The following is a 21,829-nucleotide window of genomic DNA, read 5'->3' on the forward strand; positions in this document are numbered from 1 at the left end:
TAAGTGAGTTTTTTATAAGGCAATAAAATAGATATAGATAGGGAGAAGGGGAATGGAAAATAAAATTTCAACTTGGCTAGGAATAGTAGCAGCTATGGGAGTTCTTGCTATTGCAGTTACATTTGGAATGTTAGAACTTGCAGATAATCCAGTAGATAAAGAAGTGAGCGCTCAAATAGATAAAAAAGAAGACCAAACAATAGTAGGTAGAGAGGTGGATGGGGTCTTTGTTGATGTGTATGTTACTGAAAATTCTACTGAAAGCGAAGTCATTACAGCGATGCATCGCATGACTCATCAAAAAGTGGTGGAAGAACGAAAATCGGGCTCTATCCCAATGATTCAAAGTAATGCTAAAAAATTAAAAGAAATTATAAATAAGAGTAGCTTTACGAAGAAAAATGAACTTTTAGCAATTGCTGATAGATGGGCGAAAAAAGATTTTAGTAAAATTGTAGAAAATCACAATTATTTCTCGGATGCTCAAGAAGATAGCGTTTGTAAAGTAACTAGAGCAATGGATGCGTTAGAAGAGCAACATTATATTTTAACTACATTCGGGGAGGGAAAAGCGAAAGAACTATACGAATCAGGGGATGCTCCGCACGTTCAATAAAAAATAATATAAAGGGCTTCTAGTTTTTTTATGATCGTGTTTTTAGAACGCAATGGGGACTTATAAATAAATAGTCTGCTTTCTTTATGACGTGTAACAAAAAAAGAAAAGATGTGATTCATTATTAAATGATGAAGGAACGGCTAAATCACATCGTAGTACATCTGTTAAAGGATTTTAGTAGGAAAGGCATCCGTGATATAATAGAAAATAATAAAAAGTCCTGCAAAACAGGACTGTATTATTCTTCGTCTTTATTTTGTTTTTCTAATTCAACTAGCTTTTGAATTAAAATGTGCTGCGGCATATGCATGAGTTGTTCAAGTGGAACACCTAGTGCTTTTGATAAGCGGACTGCAGTATCTGGAGAGATTTGTAATGGTCTCATAGAAGTACCTCCTTTTTCGTATAGTATAGCATAAGATTGGGGGAGTGAGGATGACTCTTATATTTGCACATCGTGGTGCGGCTGGAACGTACCCAGAAAATACAATGATTTCATTTGAAGCGGCTGAGTCTTTTAGAGCGGATGGAATTGAACTTGATGTTCAATTAACGAAAGATGGAAAAGTTGTCGTCATTCATGATGAAACGGTGGACCGGACAACAAATGGAAAAGGCGCGGTTCGGAATTATGTATATGAGGACTTATGCAAGTTAGATGCAAGTTATAAATTTGGTGATAAAGTAGGTTTTTGTAAAATACCACTTTTAGAAGAGGTATTAGAATGGCTTGCACAAACGAGTTTGCTACTTAATATTGAACTTAAAAATAATAAAATTCCATACAGAGGTTTAGAGGAAGAAGTTATAACGCTTGTGCGGAAATTTAGTCTAGAGGATCGTGTTATATTTTCTTCGTTTAATCACTACAGTATGAAACGGTGCCATATGATGGCTCCTGATATTCAAACAGCAATTTTATATCGCGAAGGTTTGCATAGTCCGTGGGCATACGCGAAAAAAATGGGGGCTACAGCAGTACATCCGAATTATCGTTACCTTCAAGATGCTATTGCCGAACTAACGATGGAAAGTGGTGTAGAGGTTCGCCCTTATACAATTAATGAAGAAACGCTTATGCGTAAATATTTTGATATGAATATATCGGCGATTATTACTGATTACCCTGAAACGGCAAGAACGTTAATGCCAATAAAAAAATGAGACCGCGTGTAACGGTCTCATTTTTTTATTTATAAATAGTGGGGCATTCCTATCTTCTAAAGCGAGCTTGTACTTTATTTCGTTTACGGTCTCGGTGCAAGACGAAGCCACCGAAGATATAAAACCCGAGCCCGAAGCAGAGAGCGCCGATTAAAAATTGTAACCACAGTATAGAGATTGGTGGAAATAGAATCCCGAATACAGTATCTCTCATTAACTTTATACCAAACACAGCTAATGAAATAGGGATGAGTGCTAATAGTAGAGCAACGTAACGCTGCATACATAACGCTCCTTTTCAGATTATTTCGTATATTTTAATGATGTTATAGGGAAAGGGGGTTTGTCAAGAGGGTGCTGAACGAGTAAGATAAAAGTGTGAAAAAATTTGCAGAGTTACTTCGAGAGGAAGTGGGATATATGAAACAAAAAGTATTAATTGTTGGTGCAGGTGAAGGCGGGAGCGCACTGCTGAATCTGTTACAAAGTTCGAATATATTTCAAATTATAGGGATTATTGATATAAATCCGTTGGCAAAAGGACTACAAATTGCTAAGGAATACGGGATTGCAATTGGAGAAAGTGTAACTCCATTTCTTTCTATGCATATTGATGTAATATTTGATATGACAGGTGAAGATGATGTGCATAAGGTTTTATTGGAAAAAAAGAAAAAAGACACTCTTCTTATACCAGGTGATATCGCAAAAATTGTTACAGGATTAGCGCATGAGAAGGAAGGGCTAATTGGGCGATTAGAGGAACAAACGCAACAAGGAGAATTAATTTTAAATTCTACACATGATGGCATGATCGTAATTGATCGAGAGGGACAAGTTCGTCTTTTTAATAAAAGTGCAGAGCGTATTATCGGATATAAAAAAGAAGAGGCGATAGGAAAATATATTTTAGAAGTCATTCCAACTAGTAAATTACTTCGCATTATACGTACGAAACAAATAGAAGTAAATTATGAACTAACATTAGAGAATGGAAAGAAAATTATTACAACGCGTATACCGATATTAAAAGAGGGCGGAGAGGTACAAGGGGCATTTGCAATTTTTAAAGATATAACAGAAGTTGTAGATTTAGCGGAAGAAGTTACAGATTTAAAGGAAATTCAAACACTATTAGAGGCAATTATTAACTCATCTGAAGAAGCAATTTCGGTTGTGGATGAAAAAGGAAGAGGTTTAGTCATTAACCCGGCATATACGAAATTAACGGGTTTAACAGAAGAAGATATTATTGGGAAGCCTGCTACAACTGATATTGTAGAAGGCGAAAGTATGCATATGAAAGTACTTCGAACGCGTCGTGCGGTGCGCGGAATACATATGAAGATTGGGCAAAAAAAGCGCGATGTAATTGTAAACGTGGCACCAGTCATTGTGGATGGAATATTGAAAGGAAGCGTCGGCGTTATCCGTGACGTGTCGGAAATTCAAAAGTTAACAAATGAATTGAATAGAGCAAGGCAAATTATTCGCACATTAGAAGCGAAATATTCATTTGATGATATTGTCGGGAATTCAGATGAAACAACGGCAGCTATCGAACAGGCGAAGCTAGGAGCAAATACACCAGCAACAGTACTGTTACGCGGTGAATCTGGGACTGGTAAAGAATTGTTTGCACATGCAATCCATAATGGAAGTAATCGAAAATACAATAAGTTCGTCCGTGTAAACTGTGCGGCCATTTCGGAGACGTTGTTAGAAAGTGAATTATTTGGTTATGAGGAAGGGGCGTTTTCTGGAGCGAAAAGAGGCGGGAAACGTGGGTTCTTTGAGGAAGCAAATAACGGTAGTATTTTTTTAGATGAAATAGGGGAGTTATCTGCAAATACACAAGCGAAACTCCTTCGTGTACTGCAGGAAAAAGAAATTGTAAAAGTTGGTGGAACGAAAGCGATACCTATTAATGTTCGAGTAATTGCAGCGACGCATGTGAATTTAGAAAAGGCTATTCTAGAAGGGAAGTTTAGGGAGGATTTATATTATCGATTAAATAAAATCCCAATTCAAATTCCATCTCTTCGTCAACGTAAAGGAGATATACCGACAATTGCGGACAGATTGATTCAAAAAATTAATCAAGATTACGGTCGTAATGTAGAAGGGCTCACTGATTCAGCCATTTTATATTTACAATCATACGAATGGCCAGGGAATGTGAGGGAACTTGAAAATATTCTGGGAAGAGCTATTATCTTTATGAATTATAACGAGACCTATATTGATGTACACCATTTACCGCCATTACATAACGAAGAGCAGGTGGAGTCAAAGCAATCTTATTTATTACCTGAATTAGAAGAAAAGCCACTTGAACATTTAGTGACAGAGTTTGAAGGGAATATTATTCATGAATATTTGGAGAGATTTGATGGGAATAAAACGCAAACTGCAAAAGCGTTAGGAATTTCCGTTCGAAATTTATATTACAAGCTAGAAAAGTATGACCATGCAAAAAATAGCATGCAATAAATTGCGTACCGTGCAATTTATTGCATGGTATACAAAAAGTGACAAAATAAGACAGAATCTTTTGTTATTTTCCAAAGTATTGATTTTACTGCATTTTGAATGCGTTTTCATTATTGGTAAGACCACTTTTAAAAGTTGGCACGGTATTTGCTTTATAAATAGACGAGGGACGACGGAAAGGGTTGATTACAAAATATGAAGTTAGAATACTTAATTGATCAAGCAGCAGGGAAGCCTAAAAAAACTGTGGCTGTAGCAGTAGCTGAAGATCATGAAGTAATTGAAGCTGTAGCGAAAGCAATTAAATTACAGCTAGCTCAATTTCGTCTATATGGAAATCAAGAAAAAATAATGGGGATGCTAGAAGAACATGGTTTACAAACTTCAGAACATGTTGAAGTGATTGCAGCAATGTCTAGTGCAGAGGCTGCAGAACTTTCTGTTAAAGCTGTGAGAAATGGTGAAGCAGACGTGCTTATGAAGGGGAACATCCCAACAGCGAATATTTTGAAGGCTGTGTTAAACAAAGAGTGGGGCCTACGTAAAGGTAGCGTACTTTCACATGTAGCAGCATTTGAAGTTCCAAATTACGATCGTCTTATTTTCGTTACAGATGCAGCGATGAACATCGCACCTGATGTAACACAAAAAGCTGCTATTATACAAAATACTGTAGAAGTTGCCCGGGCAATAGGAATCGACTTGCCAAAAGTGGCACCAATTGCAGCAGTAGAAGTTGTGAATCCAGCGATGCAGGCGACAATTGATGCAGCGATGTTAACACAAATGAATCGCCGCGGACAAATTAAAGATTGTATCGTTGATGGACCACTTGCTTTAGATAATGCAGTATCACAAATTGCAGCAGAGCATAAAGGCATAGTAAGTGATGTAGCAGGTAAGGCAGATATTTTACTCGTCCCAACGATTGAAGCTGGAAATGTGCTATATAAATCACTCGTATACTTTGCGGATGCAAAAGTAGGAGCAATGATTGCTGGCGCAAAAGCACCGATTGTTTTAACATCTCGTGCTGATTCAGCAGAAACAAAAGTATATTCATTAGCATTGGCAGTTGCGACTGCTTCAAAATAAACCAAAAAGGGTAAAACATTAGGGGGAAACGACAATGACATTAGAAATCTTCGAATACTTAGAAAAATATGATTATGAGCAAGTAGTATTTTGTCAAGATAAAGAATCTGGTTTAAAAGCAATTATTGCAATTCATGATACAACACTTGGACCGGCTCTTGGTGGAACAAGAATGTGGACATATGATTCTGAAGAAGCGGCGATTGAAGATGCATTGCGTCTTGCAAAAGGGATGACATACAAAAACGCAGCAGCTGGTTTAAACTTAGGTGGTGCGAAAACAGTAATTATCGGTGATCCTCGTAAAGATAAGAGCGAAGCAATGTTCCGTGCACTAGGACGTTATATCCAAGGACTAAACGGACGTTACATTACAGCTGAAGATGTTGGTACAACAGTAGATGATATGGATATTATCCATGAAGAAACTGACTTTGTAACAGGTATCTCACCATCATTCGGTTCTTCTGGTAACCCATCTCCGGTAACTGCATACGGTGTTTACCGTGGTATGAAAGCAGCTGCAAAAGAAGCTTTCGGTACTGACAATTTAGAAGGAAAAGTAATTGCTGTTCAAGGCGTTGGTAACGTAGCATATCACCTATGCAAACATTTACACGCTGAAGGAGCAAAATTAATTGTTACAGATATTAATAAAGAAGCTGTACAACGTGCTGTAGAAGAATTCGGTGCATCAGCAGTTGAACCAAATGAAATTTACGGTGTTGAATGCGATATTTACGCACCATGTGCACTAGGCGCAACAGTTAATGATGAAACTATTCCACAACTTAAAGCAAAAGTAATCGCAGGTTCTGCAAATAACCAATTAAAAGAAGATCGTCATGGTGACATCATTCATGAAATGGGTATTGTATACGCACCAGATTATGTAATTAATGCAGGTGGCGTAATTAACGTAGCAGACGAATTATATGGATACAATAGAGAACGTGCACTAAAACGTGTTGAGTCTATTTATGACACGATTGCAAAAGTAATCGAAATTTCAAAACGCGATGGCATAGCAACTTATGTAGCGGCAGATCGTCTAGCTGAAGAGCGCATTGCAAGCTTGAAGAATTCTCGTAGCACTTACTTACGCAACGGTCACGATATTATTAGCCGTCGCTAATCATTCATATATAACTTTTACAAAAGGTGTGGTTACCTCTTATGAGGTTTCCACTTCCTTTTGAATTTATTAGTGGAGGTAGCAACATTGTCTGTAAATCGAATTCTTGTTATTAACCCAGGTAGTACATCCACAAAAATTGGTGTTTTTGATAATGAAAGACCCGTTCTAGAAGAAACGATTCGTCATGACGTAGAACAGATTGGAAAATATAAGAGAATTATCGACCAATATGAGTTTCGAAAAGAAACGATTTTAGAAGTTCTACATTCTCATGGTATTAACATTTCAAAATTAAACGCTGTTTGTGGACGTGGTGGATTACTTCGTCCAATCGAAGGCGGTACGTATACAGTAAACGATGCGATGTTAGAAGATTTGAAAAATGGCTTTAGCGGTCATCACGCTTCAAACCTTGGAGGCATTTTAGCATATGAAATTGCTTCTGGATTAAACATTCCTGCATTCATTGTAGATCCTGTCGTTGTAGATGAGATGGAGCCGGTTGCTCGTATAAGTGGCATTGCTGGTATGGAACGCAAAAGTATCTTCCATGCATTAAATCAAAAAGCAGTTGCTCGTAAAGTAGCTGAACAGTTAAATCACAAATACGAGGATTTAAATTTATTAGTTACACATATGGGCGGTGGTATTACAGTTGGTGCTCATAAAAAAGGAAGAGTAATCGATGTGAATAACGGTTTAAACGGAGAAGGACCATTTAGTCCAGAGCGCGCTGGTACAGTACCAGTAGGGCAACTAGTAGAAATGTGTTTCTCTGGTGAGTATTACCGTGATGAAATGATTAAAAAACTTGTCGGACAAGGTGGACTTGTAAGTTTAATCGGTACAAATGATGCGATTAAAGTAGAGCAAATGGTTGAAAAAGGTGATCCTGAAGCAACTCTTATTTATAAAGCAATGGCATATCAAGTTGCAAAAGAGATTGGCGGAGCTAGCGCTGTACTTCACGGGAAAATCGATGCAATCGTATTAACTGGTGGACTGGCATACAGTAAAATTCTTGTCGATGAAATAAAAGAGCGAGTGGACTGGATTGCAGATGTTATCGTACATCCAGGCGAAGATGAGTTAGAAGCGTTAGCAGAAGGAGCACTTCGTGTATTACGTGAAGAAGAAGCTCCAAAAGAATACGTTGTACGTGAAAAAGAAACGGTAGCTAGGGGTTGAGATAATGGCAAAAGAATATGATTTAGTCATCGTTGGCGGCGGTACTGGTGGATATGTTGCTGCAATTCGTGCATCACAACTAGGGTTAAAAACTGCACTAGTCGAAAAAGAAAATCTTGGTGGTACTTGTTTACACAAAGGATGTATTCCTAGTAAAGCTCTTTTACGTAGTGCGGAAGTATATGCAACTGCTAAAAAAAGCGAAGAGTTCGGAGTTATTGCAAGCAATGTAGAACTAAACTTTGCGAAAGTACAAGAGCGTAAAGAGAAGATAGTAACGCAGCTTCATAAAGGCGTTCAACATTTAATGAAACAAGGTAAAATTGATGTGTTTGAAGGTATTGGCCGTATTCTTGGCCCATCTATTTTCTCTCCGATGCCAGGGACAATTTCAGTTGAACTTGCAAGTGGAGAAGAGAATGAAATGTTAATTCCAAAAAATGTACTTATTGCAACAGGTTCTCGTCCAAATTCATTACCAGGTTTAGAATTAGATGGAGAGTACGTAATGTCTTCAGATCATGCTCTAAAAATGGAAACGCTTCCTAGTTCGATTATTATCGTTGGTGGCGGTGTAATCGGTATTGAGTGGGCATCTATGCTTGCTGACTTCGGTGTAGAAGTTACAGTATTAGAGTATGCGAAAACGATATTACCACTAGAAGATCAAGACGTTTCAAAAGAAATGCAACGTCTATTCAAGAAAAAAGGTATTAAAGTGGTAACTGGTGCAAAAGTATTACCAGAAACATTGGTAAAAGATAATGGAGTAACAATCCAAGCTGAACACAACGGTGAAAATAAAGAATTTAAAGCAGAAAAAATGCTTGTATCTGTAGGAAGACAAGCGAATACGCAAAATATTGGCTTAGAGAACACAGATATCGTTGTGGAAAAAGGATACATTCAAACAAATGAGTTTTATCAAACGAAAGAATCGCATATTTACGCAATTGGAGATGTAATCGGTGGCCTGCAACTTGCTCACGTTGCTTCTCATGAAGGAATTGCTGCAGTAGAACATATTGCAGGGAAAGAAGTTACACCAATTGATTACTCTATGGTATCAAAATGCGTATATAGCAGTCCAGAAGTTGCTTCTGTCGGTTTAACAGAACAAGAAGCGAAAGAAAAAGGCTATAAGTTAAAAGTAGGTAAGTTCTCATTCCGCGCAATTGGAAAAGCACTTGTATACGGAGAATCAGATGGTTTCGTAAAACTTGTAGTTGATGAAGAGACAAATGACATTCTTGGTGTTCATATGATTGGACCACATGTAACAGATATGATTTCTGAAGCGGGTCTTGCAAGAGTACTTGATGCAACACCTTGGGAAGTAGCACATACAATTCATCCGCATCCATCATTATCTGAGGCGATTGGTGAAGCAGCACTTGCTGTAGATGGAAGAGCGTTACACGCATAAAAATGTGGATTTAGGAGGTTATGAAAAATGGCAGAAGTAAAAGAAAAGCGCCATGAAGAGCTTGGCTTAAGTGATGAGCAAGTATTAGAAATGTTCCGTACGATGTTACTTGCACGTAAAATTGACGAACGTATGTGGTTATTAAACCGTGCTGGTAAAATTCCATTCGTAATTTCTTGTCAAGGACAAGAGGCTGCACAAGTTGGAGCGGCGTTCGCTCTTGATAGAGAGAAAGATTATGCATTACCATACTACCGTGATATGGGTGTTGTACTAGCATTTGGTATGACAGCTAAAGAGCTTATGTTGTCTGCTTTTGCGAAAGCTGGAGATCCAAACTCTGGTGGTCGTCAAATGCCTGGTCACTTCGGTCAAAAGAAAAATCGTATTGTTACAGGTTCATCTCCAGTAACAACACAAGTACCACATGCAGTTGGTATTGCACTAGCTGGAAAAATGGAGAAGAAAGATTTAGTAACGTTCGTTACATTTGGAGAAGGTTCTTCAAACCAAGGTGACTTCCATGAAGGGGCAAACTTTGCTGGTGTACACAAACTACCTGTTATTTTTATGTGTGAAAATAACAAATATGCAATCTCTATTCCAGTTGAAAAACAATTAGCATGTAAAAACGTATCAGATCGTGCGATTGGTTACGGTATGCCTGGATATACAATAGACGGAAACGATCCACTTGCAGTATATAAAGCTGTAAAAGAAGCAGCAGATCGCGGTCGTCGTGGTGAAGGACCAACTTTAATTGAAACAGTATCATATCGTTTAACAGCACATTCTAGTGACGATGATGATCGTGTTTATCGTGATAAAGAAGAAGTAGAAGAAGCAAAGAAAAAAGATTCAATTATAACATTCGCGGCTTATTTAAAAGAAGCTGGTGTATTAACTGAGGAATCGGAAAAACAAATGTTAGATGAAATTATGCATATCGTAAATGAAGCAACAGAATATGCAGAAAATGCTCCGTATGCAGCACCTGAAGATGCATTGAAGCACGTATACGCAGAATAGGGGGGAACGTTTCATGGCTGTAATGTCTTATATTGATGCTATTACATTAGCAATGCGCGAAGAAATGGAACGCGATGAGAAAGTATTCGTTTTAGGAGAAGATGTTGGTAAAAAAGGTGGCGTGTTTAAAGCGACACACGGTTTGTATGATCAATTTGGTGAAGATCGTGCGCTTGATGCACCGCTTGCAGAATCTGCAATTGCTGGAGTAGCAATTGGTGCGGCAATGTATGGGATGCGTCCAATCGCTGAAATGCAGTTTGCTGATTTCATCATGCCAGCAGTAAACCAAATTGTTTCTGAGGCAGCAAAAATTCGTTATCGTTCTAATAATGATTGGACTTGTCCAGTTACAATCCGTGCACCATTTGGCGGGGGTGTTCACGGTGCATTGTATCATTCGCAATCTGTAGAAGCGATGTTTGCAAACCAACCAGGTTTAAAAATCGTTATCCCTTCTACACCATATGATGCAAAAGGTTTATTAAAAGCAGCCATTCGTGATGAAGATCCAGTATTATTCTTCGAACATAAACGTGCATATCGTTTAATTAAAGGTGAAGTGCCGGAGGATGACTACGTATTACCAATCGGAAAAGCAGATGTAAAACGTGAAGGTGATGATATTACAGTTATCACGTACGGATTATGTGTTCATTTTGCTCTTCAAGCGGCTGAAAAGTTAGCACAAGATGGCATCTCTGCACACATTCTTGATTTACGTACTGTATATCCATTAGATAAAGAAGCAATCATTGAAGCAGCTTCTAAAACAGGTAAAGTTCTTCTTGTAACAGAAGACAATAAAGAAGGAAGCATTATGAGTGAAGTGGCAGCAATTATTGCTGAAAACTGTCTATTTGATTTAGATGCGCCAATCGCACGTCTTGCAGGTCCAGACGTTCCAGCAATGCCATATGCACCAACAATGGAAAAATTCTTTATGGTAAATCCAGATAAAGTTGAAAAAGCAATGCGTGAACTTGCGGAATTTTAATCGGGGGGACTATACATGGCTGTAGAAAATATTACAATGCCTCAGCTCGGGGAGAGCGTTACAGAGGGCACAATTAGTAAATGGCTCGTTAATGTTGGCGATCACGTAAACAAGTATGATCCGCTTGCAGAAGTAATGACTGATAAAGTAAATGCTGAAGTACCATCTTCTTTCACGGGGATTGTGAAAGAGTTAATCGCTGGTGAAGGTGATACGTTAGCTGTAGGTGAAGTAGTTTGTGTGATTCAAGTAGAAGGCGCAGATGAAGTAGCAGCAACAGCTGTTGAGGAAAAAACAAAAGAAGAACCAAAGGCGGAAGTAGCTACGTCTGAAAAAGCACCGAAAGTAAAACAACCAACTGATGGAAAACCACGTTTTTCACCAGCTGTGTTAAAACTTGCGGGTGAGCATAACGTTGATTTAGATCTAGTAGAAGGTACGGGAGCAAACGGCCGTATCACTCGTAAAGATATTTTAAAGCTAGTGGAATCTGGAAATATTCCGCAAGCAGGTGCGGCGAAGAAAGAGGAAGCTGTAGCGGCAGTAGTAGAAGCTCGCCCAGAAGCACCAAAAGCAGCACCAGTAGCGCAAAAAGTAGAAGCTGCGAAACCAGTTTCTGTACCTACAATGCCTGGAGATATCGAAATTCCAGTAACAGGTGTGCGTAAAGCAATCGCAGCAAACATGTTACGTAGTAAACACGAAGCACCACATGCTTGGATGATGATTGAAGTAGATGTGACAAACCTTGTGTCATACCGTAACTCAATTAAAGGTGACTTTAAGAAGCGTGAAGGCTTTAACTTAACGTTCTTTGCTTTCTTCGTAAAAGCAGTAGCACAAGCGTTAAAAGAGTATCCTCAAATTAATTCAATGTGGGCTGGCGATAAAATTGTTCAGAAGAAAGATATTAACCTTTCTATCGCTGTTGCAACAGAGGAAGAACTATTTGTACCAGTAATTAAGCAAGCGGACGAGAAAACAATTAAAGGTATCGCTCGTGAAATTACAGAACTTGCAGGAAAAGTACGTACGAAATCGTTAAAAGCAGACGAAATGCAAGGTGGAACATTTACAATTAATAACACAGGATCATTCGGTTCTGTTCAATCTATGGGTATTATTAATTACCCACAAGCGGCTATTCTACAAGTTGAATCAATTGTAAAACGCCCAGTAATTATGGATAACGGTATGTTCGGTGCTCGTGATATGGTTAACTTATGTTTATCACTTGATCACCGAGTACTTGATGGTTTAATTTGTGGTAAGTTCTTAGGACGTGTTAAAGAAATTTTAGAAAACATGTCAGAAAACAATACATCTGTATATTAATAAAAAGCTCGCTTATGCGAGCTTTTTATTATCTTATTTCTTCATCTACATCCTACTATATGTATAAATACCTTTCCCAGTAATCTTACAATAAACGATTATGTATTAGGAATTTACGAAAATACATTGCTGATATATGGTATATGGATATAAAATAAGAAAAGAATAATTTTTTTGGCAAATCTTACTGATGAAACTGTAGTATAATATATTGTATTGTATGAAAAAGAGAGTTATTCTATATAAGTGTTTTATAGATAATGTGTAATCAGTCGTCAAAACATGAAGAATGTTGACTCCTGGTTTTTTATTTTTGCCGTAACAATGTTTCAGGAGGATGTCATGAAAAGAAGTACCGAGTTTCTAAAAAGTTTAGATGTAAAATTAATTTTAATTTTGTGTGCACTATGTGTGACGAGTATAGCTGCTATATATAGCAGTCAGCAAACGGGACAGTATGGAGCTGCAAACTTTGCTATGAAACAAGGTGTTAACTACATAATTGGGGTTGTATTGTTACTTCTTGTTGCAAGCATCGACTTAGATCAATTGCAAAAATTGTCTTGGCCACTTTATATTGCCGGGTTTGCTTCACTTATTCTTTTGAAAGTATTACCACCATCAGGTTTTACACCTGAAAAATTAGGTGCAAAAAGATGGTTTGTTTTCCCAGTATTTGGACAAATTCAGCCGTCTGAGTTTTTCAAAATTGCATTGCTACTTGTAGTAGCGAGTATAGCAGTAAAACATAATGCACAGTATATGGCAAGGACATTCCAAACAGATTTAAAGCTAGTAGGTAAAATTATGCTAGTGTCACTTCCACCTATGGCGGTTGTATATAGTCAACCTGATACAGGTATGGTGTTCTTATATGCTGCTGCTATTGCATGTATTTTATTTATGTCAGGTATTCAAAAGAAATTGATAGCATTATGTACAGTTATTCCGTTGACCATATTATCTGCTTTAATATTTATTTTCTTTAAGTATCAAGATTTTTTCTATAATAATTTAGTTACTTTACTAAAACCTCACCAACAGTCGCGTATTGTAGGTTGGTTAAATCCATTTGAAAATGCAGATCAAGGTTATCAAACGCAACAATCGATTTTAGCTGTAGGTAGTGGAGGAATGGAAGGTAAAGGGTTTGGGGGAGGAAGCGTCTATATCCCAGAGAAGCATACTGACTTTATTTTCGCTACAATTGCCGAAGAAGGTGGATTTATCGTAGCAGCCTTAGTTGTCTTCTTGTTCCTATTACTACTATATCGAACAATTATTATTGGTTATTCCGCTGATAATTTATTTGGTACATTATTATGCGCTGGATCGATCGGTATATTAACAGTTCAAATATTCCAAAACATCGGTATGATCGTTGGATTAATGCCTGTAAAAGGTATTGCATTACCTTTCTTATCGTATGGGGGAAGTTCCTTATTCTCGAATATGATTATGATGGGGCTCATACTATCGGTACGGAAAACGTATAAAAAATATATGTTTTCAGTTAAGTAAAAAAAGCTGGTTCGTTTTTAAACGAACCAGCTTTTTTACATATATGCTCATAAACGTTGCAAACTAAAACAGGATAGCAGTTTGAGACGGGTAAGGAGTGCAAAGTGATGCATATGCATATTTTTGAAGGAGCACGGCATCTTTCTAATAGTGAATGGGTTATTCGGGCTATTATAGCATACATATTTTTAATATTAGTTGCGAAAGCGATGGGGCAAAGGTCTATCGCACAACTTCGTTTTTTAGATGTTGTATTAGTGTTATTGCTTGGTGGGAATATTTCTAACGCATTGTCTGATGAAAAAGTAGGGTTACTGGGCTCGATGATTACAACGTTCATACTCGTTGTACTTCATATTATAAGCTCAGTTTTAATGCTGAAATGGGATAGATGGAGACGTTTTTTAGAGCCAGCACCTATCATTCTTATACATAATGGTTCCATTGATTTTAGCAATTTGAAAAAGGCGAGAATTACCGTGGAATATTTGTTTTCGGAACTTCGTATGCGAAATGTGAGCGATATTCAAACGATTAAATTAGCATTATGGGAAGCGAACGGTGTCGTTTCTATATTTCGGTATCCAGAAAATGAAGCAGTTTCACGGCTTGATCTTAAAGTGGCGGGAAAAAAATCTCCAGTTTCTTTTGTATTAGTAAAGGATGGGAGGATACAGAAAGATGTTCTTGCATTATTAGGAAAAACAGAAGCGTGGGCGAGAAAATTTCTAGAGGAGAGTACAGAAGTCGAATCCATTATGTTAGCTACAGTAGATGAATCACATAAAATAAATATTTTGTTAAAAAAATGAAAAATATACGCATTTTGTCGTTTCGTACATATGATACAATAGTGTGGACAACGAAAAAGGAGGCGATACGGTGGGATATGTAGAAGAATTACGAAAAATAGTTGGTCATCGCCCTTTAATTTTAGTTGGTGCTGTTGTACTCGTTATAAATGAAAATGGATATGTTTTATTGCAGCAGCGGACAGAGCCGTACGGAAAATGGGGGCTACCTGGTGGGCTAATGGAGCTTAGTGAATCACCAGAAGAAACAGCTTATCGTGAAGTATATGAAGAGACAGGAATAAAAGTGAAGAACTTGCAACTAATCAATGTATTTTCTGGAGCGAACTACTTTACAAAATTAGCAAACGGTGATGAATTTCAATCTGTAACAACCGCCTATTATACAGATGAATACGAAGGGGATTTTGTTATGAATAAAGAAGAAGCAGTTCAGCTTAAATTCTTTTCAGTAACAGAACTACCTGACTATATTGTAGGATCGCATAAAAAAATGATTGCTGAATATATGAAGATTATGGAAAAAAAGATATAATCATAGTGAAAGAAATACAAAAACACAGTTCTGGTTGGTAGTCCAGACGCATGATTTCATGTCAGTAACCTTCCCCTCCGGGATGTCCCGTATTTCTAATCTTTTAAAGGAGGGGCTGTCAATGGATTTGACAGTATATCACGATGGCCAATTTTTTGTTGGAATCATTACATGCAAAGAAAAAGGGAAATTGTATGGAGCGAGGTATATTTTTGGGGCGGAACCGTCAGATGAAGAAGTGCTTATGTTTGTGAATAGTTCACTTTTAGAGCATTTTCAGCACTTTGCAAAATGTGGTGTAGAAATTAAAGAAAAACAGCGTCCTAAAAACATAAAGCGTACCATACGACAAGCAGCAAAAGAAATAACTATTAAACGTTTTACTAAGGCGCAAGAGGCGATTAGTTTATCTTATGAATTGCATAAACAAGAAAAGAAAGTGCAGTCTAAAGAGAAGCGAGAAGCTGAAAAAGAAAGAAGACGTTTAATGAAAGTACAAAAAGCAAAGCAAAAACATCGTGGTCATTAAAGAAAAGGTGTTAGAGCAAGAGCTCTAACACCTTTTCTATACTTAAATACAAGTAAACTTACTTGTATTTCATAAACATTAACTGGTAAGATACAAATAGGTAGTTTTAGAGGAGGGAAAAGAGTGATTAATTTTAACTTTTTTATGAATGATGTTGTCCGCCAAGCGCGTGAAGAGATTGTCTCTGCTGGATATACAGAATTGACGACGCCAGAAGCGGTAGAAGAAGCGTTTAAAAGAAATGGAACAACACTTGTAATGGTAAACTCTGTATGTGGTTGTGCAGGTGGTATTGCTCGTCCTGCTGCTGCGCATTCCGTACATTATGATAAACGTCCTAACCACCTTGTAACGGTGTTTGCAGGGCAAGATAAAGAAGCGACAGCAAGAGCGCGTGAATATTTCGAAGGGTACCCACCTTCTTCTCCATCATTTGCTTTATTAAAAGATGGAAAAATTGTAACGATGGTAGAGCGTCATGAAATTGAAGGTCATGAACCGATGCAAGTTATTGCCAAACTACAATCATATTTCGAAGAGAATTGTGAAGAACTATAAAAAATAAGAGAAAAGGCGGCACGTCCACAATCAAGTGGATGTGCCGCCTTTTTTATTTATTATTAAAATTTCTGAGATATGCATAGTTGTGTTATTTTATGCATTTTTATACATAAAAAACAGCGTTTATATTGTTTGTTTATTTATTTTTATTTTATATATTGCATAAAAATAAAAGTGCTGATACAATACAAACGTCGAATGAATATTCTATTAAGCTTTTAAATATACATTATTAGGGGGAAGAAAGATGAAGAAGTTAGTATCAATATCGTTTGCACTTATTTTAATTTTAAGTATGTTCAGCGCTTGTAGTAATGGGGAATCGAAAGAAACAAAAGGAAATAAGAAAGTACTCGTAATGGGAACTTCAGCAGATTATAAACCATATGAATACGTAGAAGCTTCAAAAAGTGATGAAATTATCGGCTTTGATGTTGATGTTGCTAAATATATCGGAAAAGAACTTGGGTATGAAGTGAAAGTGAAAGATATGGATTTTGGTGGTTTATTAGCATCTCTTAGTTCAGGAAAAGTTGATTTCGTAATGGCAGGCATGACGCCAACTGCAGAGCGTAAAAATAATGTTGATTTTACAGATATTTATTTTGTTGCGAAAAATATGGTCGTTTCTAAAAAGGATTCTAACATTCAATCTGTAGAGGGTTTGAAAGGGAAAAAAGTAGGGGTACAAACAGGGTCTATTCAAGAAGAGAAAGCAGCAGAATTTAAAAAACAAGTAGATTTCCAAGTTGAGGGACGTGACCGTATACCAGAAATCGTACAAGAAATTAAAGCTGGTCGTTTTGACGCTGCAATTATAGAAGACACAGTTGCTAAAAATTATTTAGAGAAAATGAAAGATTTACAAGGAATTGAAATTAAAGAAGCACCAGAAGAAGTTGGAGCAGCAATTGCCCTTCCGAAAAACAGTGATAAAACAGCAGAATTTAATAAAGTAATTAAAAAAATGCAAGAAAATGGAGAAATGGATAAATTAGTGAAGAAATGGTTTGGCAGCGGAAAATAAGCTGCCTTTCACTTTTCTGTGAGGGGAATGAAAAGAATGAACTTAGATTTTTCAGCGATTACGCCTTCGATACCATATATACTAAAAGGTTTAGAAGTTACTTTGAAAATTGTAGCAGTATCAGCTTTAGCAGGATTTATTTTAGGAACGCTATTAGCACTTTGTAAAATTGCTAGAATACGAGCATTAAATATAGCAGCAGATTTTTATACATCAATTTTTCGTGGTACACCCCTTGTATTGCAATTAATGATTATTTATTTCGGCGTCCCACAAATAATTGGTTATGAAATACCAGCATTCTTAGCTGCTGTACTTGCATTTAGCTTGAATTCAGGTGCATACATGTCAGAAGTAATTCGTGCTGGTATTCAAGCGGTTGATAAAGGACAAACAGAAGCAGCAATGGCTTTAGGGGTACCATACGGAAAAATGATGAGAAATATTATTTTCCCTCAAGCATTAAAAAATATATTACCAGCGCTTGTGAATGAATTTGCGACACTTACAAAAGAATCGGCTGTAGTAACGGTAATAGGCGCGACTGATTTAATGCGTCGTGCTTACATTGTAGGCGGTGAGACATTTAAATATCTTGAACCATTACTTTTTGTTGGACTGATTTATTATATGTTAGTCATTATTCTTACATTAGTCGGGAAGGCAATTGAAGGGAGAATGAAGAAAAGTGATTAAAATTGAAAACCTTCATAAATCATTTGGTAAAAACGAAGTATTAAAAGGAATTACAACAACGATTGAAAAAGGGGAAGTAGTTGCAATTATAGGACCTTCTGGATCAGGAAAATCAACATTTTTACGTTGTATGAATATGTTAGAAGCATCAACGGATGGTCACATTTGGATTGGAACGGAAGAAGTAACGAATCCGAAAACGAATGTTATGCATGTTCGTGAAAATGTCGGTATGGTATTTCAACATTTTCACTTATTTCCTCATATGACTGTATTAGAAAATATTACGTATGCTCCTATCAATGTAAAAGGGATAACGAAGCAAGAAGCTGAAAAGAAAGCTGAGAAACTTTTAGAAAAGGTTGGATTAGTAGATAAAAAAGATACGTATCCAAATCGTCTTTCGGGAGGACAAAAGCAACGTGTAGCAATTGCAAGAGCGTTAGCAATGGAACCGGAAGTTATGTTATTTGATGAACCGACATCGGCGCTAGATCCAGAGATGGTGAAAGAAGTGTTAGAAGTTATGAAATCGTTAGTTACGACAGGAATGACGATGGCTATCGTTACACATGAAATGGGCTTTGCAAAAGAAGTGGCAGATCGTGTTCTTTTCTTGGACGGAGGAAAGCTTGTAGAAGATAGTGCACCAGAAGAATTTTTTGCAGCGCCGAAAAGTGAACGTGCGCAACAATTTTTACAAAAAATATTGTAATATGAAAAGGTTATGTGAATAATAAGTAGAAAAGGATGACATTGTGTCATCCTTTTTTTATACTAGCTGTAAATACGTTTATACATATAGGAGTAATGATATGTTTAAAATTGGATATCGTACAGTAAAAACAGCAATAGGGACAGGTGCGGCAGTTTTTATTGCTCAGTTATTAGGGTTGGAATTTTATAGTTCAGCAGGTATTTTAGTTATTTTATGTGTACAAAATACGAAGCGCAAATCGCTTCAAGTGTCGTTACATCGTTTTCTAGCTTGTGTATTATCAATGGTATTCGCGTTTTGTATTTTTGAAACGATCGGCTATACACCACTTGCAATTAGCATATTGTTACTTACATTTATTCCGACTGCAGTAATGCTTAAAATTCAAGAAGGTATTGTCACGAGTTCAGTTATTGTTATGCATCTATATTCATTGAAGCAAATTACATGGCTTATAGTTGGAAATGAAATTGCTATATTAACGATAGGGATTAGTGTGGCGTTATTAGTAAATATGTATATGCCGAGTAGTGAAAATAAGCTAAAAGAGTATCAGGATAAAATAGAGAGTAATTTTAAAACGATTTTGTTTGAAATGGTTGTGTATTTACGAAATCGAGAAAGTAGTTGGAGTGGAGCAGAACTCATTGAAACCGAGAATATGTTAAATGAAGCAAGAGATTTATCGTTTAAAAAACTTGAGAATGCATTTATGCGAGAAGATGATTATTACTACCGTTATTTTAATATGCGTATGCAACAATTCGAAATTTTAGAGCGAATGATACCACTAGCAGCTTCTTTATCGTGGACATATGAACAAGCTGATATGATTGCAGATGTTGTTGAAAACATTGGTAATGCTATTAGCCCTGAGAGTACTGGCGTTATTTCCTTAAGGCAGCTTCAAGAAATGAGGGAATTATTTAGAGACATGCCATTGCCAGCTACACGCGAAGAATTTGAGATACGTGCGAAACTTGTTCAACTTGTGTATGAAATGGAACAATATTTACTCATTAAAAGTCGCTTTAAGGGAAAGGATAATATAAAAGAACTTATATAGAAGGTAGGAATTATCTATGCCGTATCTTCTCTCTATCATATTATGTCTTTCTTTATCGCCGATTTGGCCTCTTGGGGATAATCCACGTGCCGGAGATCCTTTTATTATTGTAAATAAAGCAACGAATAAATTAGCTTACATTGACGATGGAAAGATTCAAAAGGTTTTTCCAGTAGCGACAGGGAAAACGAATGAATTAACTCCAGAAGGAACTTTTGATGTTGTAATGAAAGCGAAGGATCCGTATTATATTGCGAAGGATATTCCAGGTGGGTCGCCAAAAAATCCACTTGGGTCAAGGTGGATTGGATTTAATGCAAGAGGAACTGATGGAAGTAAATATGGAATACATGGAACAAACCAACCGAGTTCAATTGGAAAGTATATTTCACAAGGGTGTATAAGAATGAAGAAAAACGATGTGGAATATTTGTTTGATCGCATTCCAATTGGAACGAAAGTATGGATTGTGAAATCGAAAAAATCATTTCAGCAATTGGCAAAAGAAAAAGGAGCCGTTGCATATGAAAAAGCCAACGAAAAGGTTGGCTTTTTCTATTATAATAAGTTGTCTTGACATGTGTACATAACCGTGCGTTAATGAGAATATAGAAAGATAAAATTAGATAAAGGGGTTGCTCATATGTACTTGAATCCAAAACTTTCGTATATGCAGTTTTTTATGGGATTTCTATTTGTTATTACATTCATATTGGCAACTTTTAATATATGTTCTTATCTTGTAGCGATTGTATGTATGGCATTACTTAATCTAACTTTTGTTATTGGAGCATTTCAGCAGAAACAATATACAAGTTTTGTAATAGCACTTGTAATGTCATTTTCCTTTAGTATTGTAGCGATTGTGTTTTATATAAAATAAACCATCTCGATGTCGAGATGGTTTATTTTGTCATGTGTAAAAAGTAAAAAAAGGACGAACACATCGCCCTTTTTACCAAAACATACTCGCGCCAGCAAGTAATGTTGTTACAAGCATAGAAATCAGCATCACATAAACCATAACTTTTTGAGCTTTTTTATGCATCGTTATACCTCCTTGCAAATCAGTACAATTTCATTGTAACGAGAAATGAAATTATGGACAAGGGGAGAGTGAGGACAAAATTCGGGAGGGGATTGCAAAATATAACAGGAAATTTGAGTGTGTATAGAGAATATAGTAAAAGGGTATATTGTTAATTTTTAGTTGGGCAAGCTGAAGAATGGAGATACGATGATGAAAATATACGAAACAGATCGTTTATACTTAAGGGAAATTGATGAGTCGTATGCTGAAACAGTTCTTCAATATTACGACAGAAATCGTGAATTTTTAAAAGCTTGGGAAGAGTATAGACCGGATGATTTTTTTACGCTAGATTATCAAAAGAAAAAGTTGCAAAAGGATAGAAAAGAGTTCGAAGAAGGGAAAATCATCAGACTATGGATTTTTAAAAAGGGTGATGATACGAAAGTAATTGGGTGTATTTCATTTAATTTAATCGTTCGTGGCATTTATCAATCTTGTGTACTCAGTTATAAATTAGATAAAGCAGAGTTAAACAAAGGGTATACGACAGAAGCGCTTAGAAAAGCAATTCAAGTTGCTTTTGGGGAATTTCAGTTACATCGTATAGAAGCTCCGATTATGCCTCGTAATTTAGCATCTATACAAGTAGTAACGAAGATAGGTTTTCAATATGAAGGCGTGTCTAGGAAGATGTTAATGGTAAATGGCGTGTGGGAAGATCATATGCGCTGGGTATTGTTAAATGAGTAATAGAAAGCAGATGGTTATCTAGACATGTAAACCATCTGTTTTTTGTCTTGTATTTCGAAACTTTTGCGAAATTCTGTTATAATTAATAGTGTTACAT

25 protein-coding genes are annotated in these 21,829 nt (G+C 36.7%); 22 read left to right on the forward strand and 3 right to left on the reverse strand.

Annotated features, from left to right (window positions below; translation table 11 throughout):
- Positions 1-52: 52 nt before the first annotated feature.
- Positions 53-616 carry a PRK06770 family protein gene (locus HMAS_RS03645; RefSeq protein ID WP_044307231.1) on the forward strand — a complete coding sequence of 188 codons (564 nt, stop codon included), beginning with the start codon at positions 53-55 and terminating at the stop codon, positions 614-616.
- 241 nt (positions 617-857) lie between these two features.
- Here HMAS_RS03645 and HMAS_RS03650 read toward each other — a convergent pair whose 3' ends face one another.
- A complete protein-coding gene (locus HMAS_RS03650) occupies positions 858-1,004 on the reverse strand; it encodes a YycC family protein (protein WP_001247671.1) in 147 nt (48 codons plus the stop codon).
- 50 nt (positions 1,005-1,054) lie between these two features.
- Here HMAS_RS03650 and HMAS_RS03655 point away from each other — a divergent pair, with 50 nt between their 5' ends.
- Positions 1,055-1,783, forward strand: coding sequence for a glycerophosphodiester phosphodiesterase (locus HMAS_RS03655; protein WP_000172575.1), 729 nt, complete (start codon positions 1,055-1,057; stop codon positions 1,781-1,783).
- A gap of 49 nt (positions 1,784-1,832) precedes the next feature.
- On the opposite strand, the gene HMAS_RS03660 is transcribed toward HMAS_RS03655, so the two are convergent.
- On the reverse strand, positions 1,833-2,066 hold the full coding sequence (locus tag HMAS_RS03660; protein WP_001190211.1) for a DUF2627 domain-containing protein: 234 nt from the start codon (positions 2,064-2,066) through the stop codon (positions 1,833-1,835).
- A 137-nt stretch (positions 2,067-2,203) separates the two neighbouring features.
- Here HMAS_RS03660 and HMAS_RS03665 point away from each other — a divergent pair, with 137 nt between their 5' ends.
- The 19 genes from HMAS_RS03665 to HMAS_RS03760 all read left to right on the forward strand — a co-directional run bounded on the left by HMAS_RS03665 (position 2,204) and on the right by HMAS_RS03760 (position 20,832).
- Positions 2,204-4,276 (forward strand): sigma 54-interacting transcriptional regulator, encoded by a 2,073-nt coding sequence (locus HMAS_RS03665; RefSeq protein WP_116344992.1) that lies wholly within the window; start codon positions 2,204-2,206, stop codon positions 4,274-4,276.
- A gap of 195 nt (positions 4,277-4,471) precedes the next feature.
- Entirely contained in the window at positions 4,472-5,371 is a 900-nt protein-coding gene (gene yqiS, locus HMAS_RS03675; RefSeq protein WP_000764668.1) for a phosphate butyryltransferase, read from the forward strand.
- A 34-nt stretch (positions 5,372-5,405) separates the two neighbouring features.
- The gene (locus HMAS_RS03680) at positions 5,406-6,506 is read left to right on the forward strand and encodes a leucine dehydrogenase (protein ID WP_000171355.1); all 1,101 of its coding nucleotides are present in this window, start codon (positions 5,406-5,408) and stop codon (positions 6,504-6,506) included.
- 87 nt (positions 6,507-6,593) lie between these two features.
- The gene (buk, locus tag HMAS_RS03685; RefSeq protein WP_000115781.1) at positions 6,594-7,697 is read left to right on the forward strand and encodes a butyrate kinase; all 1,104 of its coding nucleotides are present in this window, start codon (positions 6,594-6,596) and stop codon (positions 7,695-7,697) included.
- A gap of 4 nt (positions 7,698-7,701) precedes the next feature.
- The gene (lpdA, locus tag HMAS_RS03690) at positions 7,702-9,123 is read left to right on the forward strand and encodes a dihydrolipoyl dehydrogenase (protein WP_001051289.1); all 1,422 of its coding nucleotides are present in this window, start codon (positions 7,702-7,704) and stop codon (positions 9,121-9,123) included.
- Between the two features lie 27 nt (positions 9,124-9,150).
- The gene (bfmBAA, locus tag HMAS_RS03695; RefSeq protein ID WP_000852551.1) at positions 9,151-10,152 is read left to right on the forward strand and encodes a 3-methyl-2-oxobutanoate dehydrogenase subunit alpha; all 1,002 of its coding nucleotides are present in this window, start codon (positions 9,151-9,153) and stop codon (positions 10,150-10,152) included.
- 13 nt (positions 10,153-10,165) lie between these two features.
- On the forward strand, positions 10,166-11,149 hold the full coding sequence (gene bfmBAB, locus HMAS_RS03700) for a 3-methyl-2-oxobutanoate dehydrogenase subunit beta (RefSeq protein WP_000290071.1): 984 nt from the start codon (positions 10,166-10,168) through the stop codon (positions 11,147-11,149).
- A gap of 15 nt (positions 11,150-11,164) precedes the next feature.
- Positions 11,165-12,484: a dihydrolipoamide acetyltransferase family protein gene (locus HMAS_RS03705; protein ID WP_000257660.1), complete on the forward strand. Its 1,320-nt coding sequence runs from the start codon at positions 11,165-11,167 to the stop codon at positions 12,482-12,484.
- Positions 12,485-12,826: 342 nt separating this feature from the next.
- Complete coding sequence (locus HMAS_RS03710) at positions 12,827-14,005, forward strand: FtsW/RodA/SpoVE family cell cycle protein (protein WP_000831181.1); 1,179 nt, start codon at positions 12,827-12,829, stop codon at positions 14,003-14,005.
- Positions 14,006-14,112: 107 nt separating this feature from the next.
- Entirely contained in the window at positions 14,113-14,817 is a 705-nt protein-coding gene (locus HMAS_RS03715) for a DUF421 domain-containing protein (protein ID WP_116344702.1), read from the forward strand.
- 70 nt (positions 14,818-14,887) lie between these two features.
- Entirely contained in the window at positions 14,888-15,352 is a 465-nt protein-coding gene (locus HMAS_RS03720; RefSeq protein ID WP_000542549.1) for an NUDIX hydrolase, read from the forward strand.
- Between the two features lie 121 nt (positions 15,353-15,473).
- The gene (locus HMAS_RS03725) at positions 15,474-15,881 is read left to right on the forward strand and encodes a YjdF family protein (protein ID WP_000366589.1); all 408 of its coding nucleotides are present in this window, start codon (positions 15,474-15,476) and stop codon (positions 15,879-15,881) included.
- Positions 15,882-16,025: 144 nt separating this feature from the next.
- Positions 16,026-16,439, forward strand: a complete 414-nt coding sequence (locus HMAS_RS03730; RefSeq protein WP_001979317.1) for a BrxA/BrxB family bacilliredoxin — start codon at positions 16,026-16,028, stop codon at positions 16,437-16,439.
- 250 nt (positions 16,440-16,689) lie between these two features.
- A complete protein-coding gene (locus HMAS_RS03735) occupies positions 16,690-17,469 on the forward strand; it encodes a transporter substrate-binding domain-containing protein (RefSeq protein ID WP_000737663.1) in 780 nt (259 codons plus the stop codon).
- Positions 17,470-17,505: 36 nt separating this feature from the next.
- Positions 17,506-18,165 carry an amino acid ABC transporter permease gene (locus HMAS_RS03740; RefSeq protein ID WP_001046916.1) on the forward strand — a complete coding sequence of 220 codons (660 nt, stop codon included), beginning with the start codon at positions 17,506-17,508 and terminating at the stop codon, positions 18,163-18,165.
- The gene (locus tag HMAS_RS03745) at positions 18,158-18,880 is read left to right on the forward strand and encodes an amino acid ABC transporter ATP-binding protein (RefSeq protein WP_000590211.1); all 723 of its coding nucleotides are present in this window, start codon (positions 18,158-18,160) and stop codon (positions 18,878-18,880) included. The genes HMAS_RS03740 and HMAS_RS03745 overlap by 8 nt, the downstream gene beginning before the upstream one ends.
- Before the next feature lie 100 nt (positions 18,881-18,980).
- Positions 18,981-19,949: an aromatic acid exporter family protein gene (locus tag HMAS_RS03750; protein ID WP_000472671.1), complete on the forward strand. Its 969-nt coding sequence runs from the start codon at positions 18,981-18,983 to the stop codon at positions 19,947-19,949.
- Positions 19,950-19,965: 16 nt separating this feature from the next.
- Entirely contained in the window at positions 19,966-20,526 is a 561-nt protein-coding gene (locus HMAS_RS03755) for a L,D-transpeptidase (protein ID WP_001146566.1), read from the forward strand.
- Between the two features lie 66 nt (positions 20,527-20,592).
- Positions 20,593-20,832, forward strand: a complete 240-nt coding sequence (locus tag HMAS_RS03760) for a DUF3894 domain-containing protein (protein ID WP_000281167.1) — start codon at positions 20,593-20,595, stop codon at positions 20,830-20,832.
- Between the two features lie 72 nt (positions 20,833-20,904).
- On the opposite strand, the gene prli42 is transcribed toward HMAS_RS03760, so the two are convergent.
- A complete protein-coding gene (prli42, locus tag HMAS_RS27605; RefSeq protein ID WP_000549040.1) occupies positions 20,905-20,997 on the reverse strand; it encodes a stressosome-associated protein Prli42 in 93 nt (30 codons plus the stop codon).
- Between the two features lie 189 nt (positions 20,998-21,186).
- Here prli42 and HMAS_RS03765 point away from each other — a divergent pair, with 189 nt between their 5' ends.
- Positions 21,187-21,732: a GNAT family N-acetyltransferase gene (locus HMAS_RS03765; RefSeq protein WP_012593329.1), complete on the forward strand. Its 546-nt coding sequence runs from the start codon at positions 21,187-21,189 to the stop codon at positions 21,730-21,732.
- Positions 21,733-21,829 lie beyond the last annotated feature (97 nt).

Origin of the sequence: Bacillus sp. HMA207, assembly GCF_003402455.1 — a bacterium.
Classification (GTDB): Bacteria; Bacillota; Bacilli; order Bacillales; family Bacillaceae_G; genus Bacillus_A; species Bacillus_A cereus.

Excerpts from the sequence above, each read along its gene's own strand:
- HMAS_RS03725 (WP_000366589.1), top strand. The coding sequence starts at position 15,474 with ATGGATTTGACAGTATATCACGATGGCCAATTTTTTGTTGGAATCATT.
- HMAS_RS03705 (WP_000257660.1), top strand. The coding sequence starts at position 11,165 with ATGGCTGTAGAAAATATTACAATGCCTCAGCTCGGGGAGAGCGTTACA.
- HMAS_RS03735 (WP_000737663.1), top strand. The coding sequence starts at position 16,690 with ATGAAGAAGTTAGTATCAATATCGTTTGCACTTATTTTAATTTTAAGT.
- HMAS_RS03765 (WP_012593329.1), top strand. The coding sequence starts at position 21,187 with ATGATGAAAATATACGAAACAGATCGTTTATACTTAAGGGAAATTGAT.
- HMAS_RS03665 (WP_116344992.1), top strand. The coding sequence starts at position 2,204 with ATGAAACAAAAAGTATTAATTGTTGGTGCAGGTGAAGGCGGGAGCGCA.
- bfmBAB (WP_000290071.1), top strand. The coding sequence starts at position 10,166 with ATGGCTGTAATGTCTTATATTGATGCTATTACATTAGCAATGCGCGAA.
- HMAS_RS03650 (WP_001247671.1), bottom strand. The coding sequence starts at position 1,004 with ATGAGACCATTACAAATCTCTCCAGATACTGCAGTCCGCTTATCAAAA.
- prli42 (WP_000549040.1), bottom strand. The coding sequence starts at position 20,997 with ATGCATAAAAAAGCTCAAAAAGTTATGGTTTATGTGATGCTGATTTCT.
- bfmBAA (WP_000852551.1), top strand. The coding sequence starts at position 9,151 with ATGGCAGAAGTAAAAGAAAAGCGCCATGAAGAGCTTGGCTTAAGTGAT.
- HMAS_RS03710 (WP_000831181.1), top strand. The coding sequence starts at position 12,827 with ATGAAAAGAAGTACCGAGTTTCTAAAAAGTTTAGATGTAAAATTAATT.
- yqiS (WP_000764668.1), top strand. The coding sequence starts at position 4,472 with ATGAAGTTAGAATACTTAATTGATCAAGCAGCAGGGAAGCCTAAAAAA.
- HMAS_RS03715 (WP_116344702.1), top strand. The coding sequence starts at position 14,113 with ATGCATATGCATATTTTTGAAGGAGCACGGCATCTTTCTAATAGTGAA.
- HMAS_RS03660 (WP_001190211.1), bottom strand. The coding sequence starts at position 2,066 with ATGCAGCGTTACGTTGCTCTACTATTAGCACTCATCCCTATTTCATTA.
- HMAS_RS03730 (WP_001979317.1), top strand. The coding sequence starts at position 16,026 with ATGAATGATGTTGTCCGCCAAGCGCGTGAAGAGATTGTCTCTGCTGGA.
- HMAS_RS03655 (WP_000172575.1), top strand. The coding sequence starts at position 1,055 with ATGACTCTTATATTTGCACATCGTGGTGCGGCTGGAACGTACCCAGAA.
- HMAS_RS03680 (WP_000171355.1), top strand. The coding sequence starts at position 5,406 with ATGACATTAGAAATCTTCGAATACTTAGAAAAATATGATTATGAGCAA.
- HMAS_RS03755 (WP_001146566.1), top strand. The coding sequence starts at position 19,966 with ATGCCGTATCTTCTCTCTATCATATTATGTCTTTCTTTATCGCCGATT.
- HMAS_RS03760 (WP_000281167.1), top strand. The coding sequence starts at position 20,593 with ATGTACTTGAATCCAAAACTTTCGTATATGCAGTTTTTTATGGGATTT.
- HMAS_RS03750 (WP_000472671.1), top strand. The coding sequence starts at position 18,981 with ATGTTTAAAATTGGATATCGTACAGTAAAAACAGCAATAGGGACAGGT.
- lpdA (WP_001051289.1), top strand. The coding sequence starts at position 7,702 with ATGGCAAAAGAATATGATTTAGTCATCGTTGGCGGCGGTACTGGTGGA.
- HMAS_RS03645 (WP_044307231.1), top strand. The coding sequence starts at position 53 with ATGGAAAATAAAATTTCAACTTGGCTAGGAATAGTAGCAGCTATGGGA.
- HMAS_RS03740 (WP_001046916.1), top strand. The coding sequence starts at position 17,506 with ATGAACTTAGATTTTTCAGCGATTACGCCTTCGATACCATATATACTA.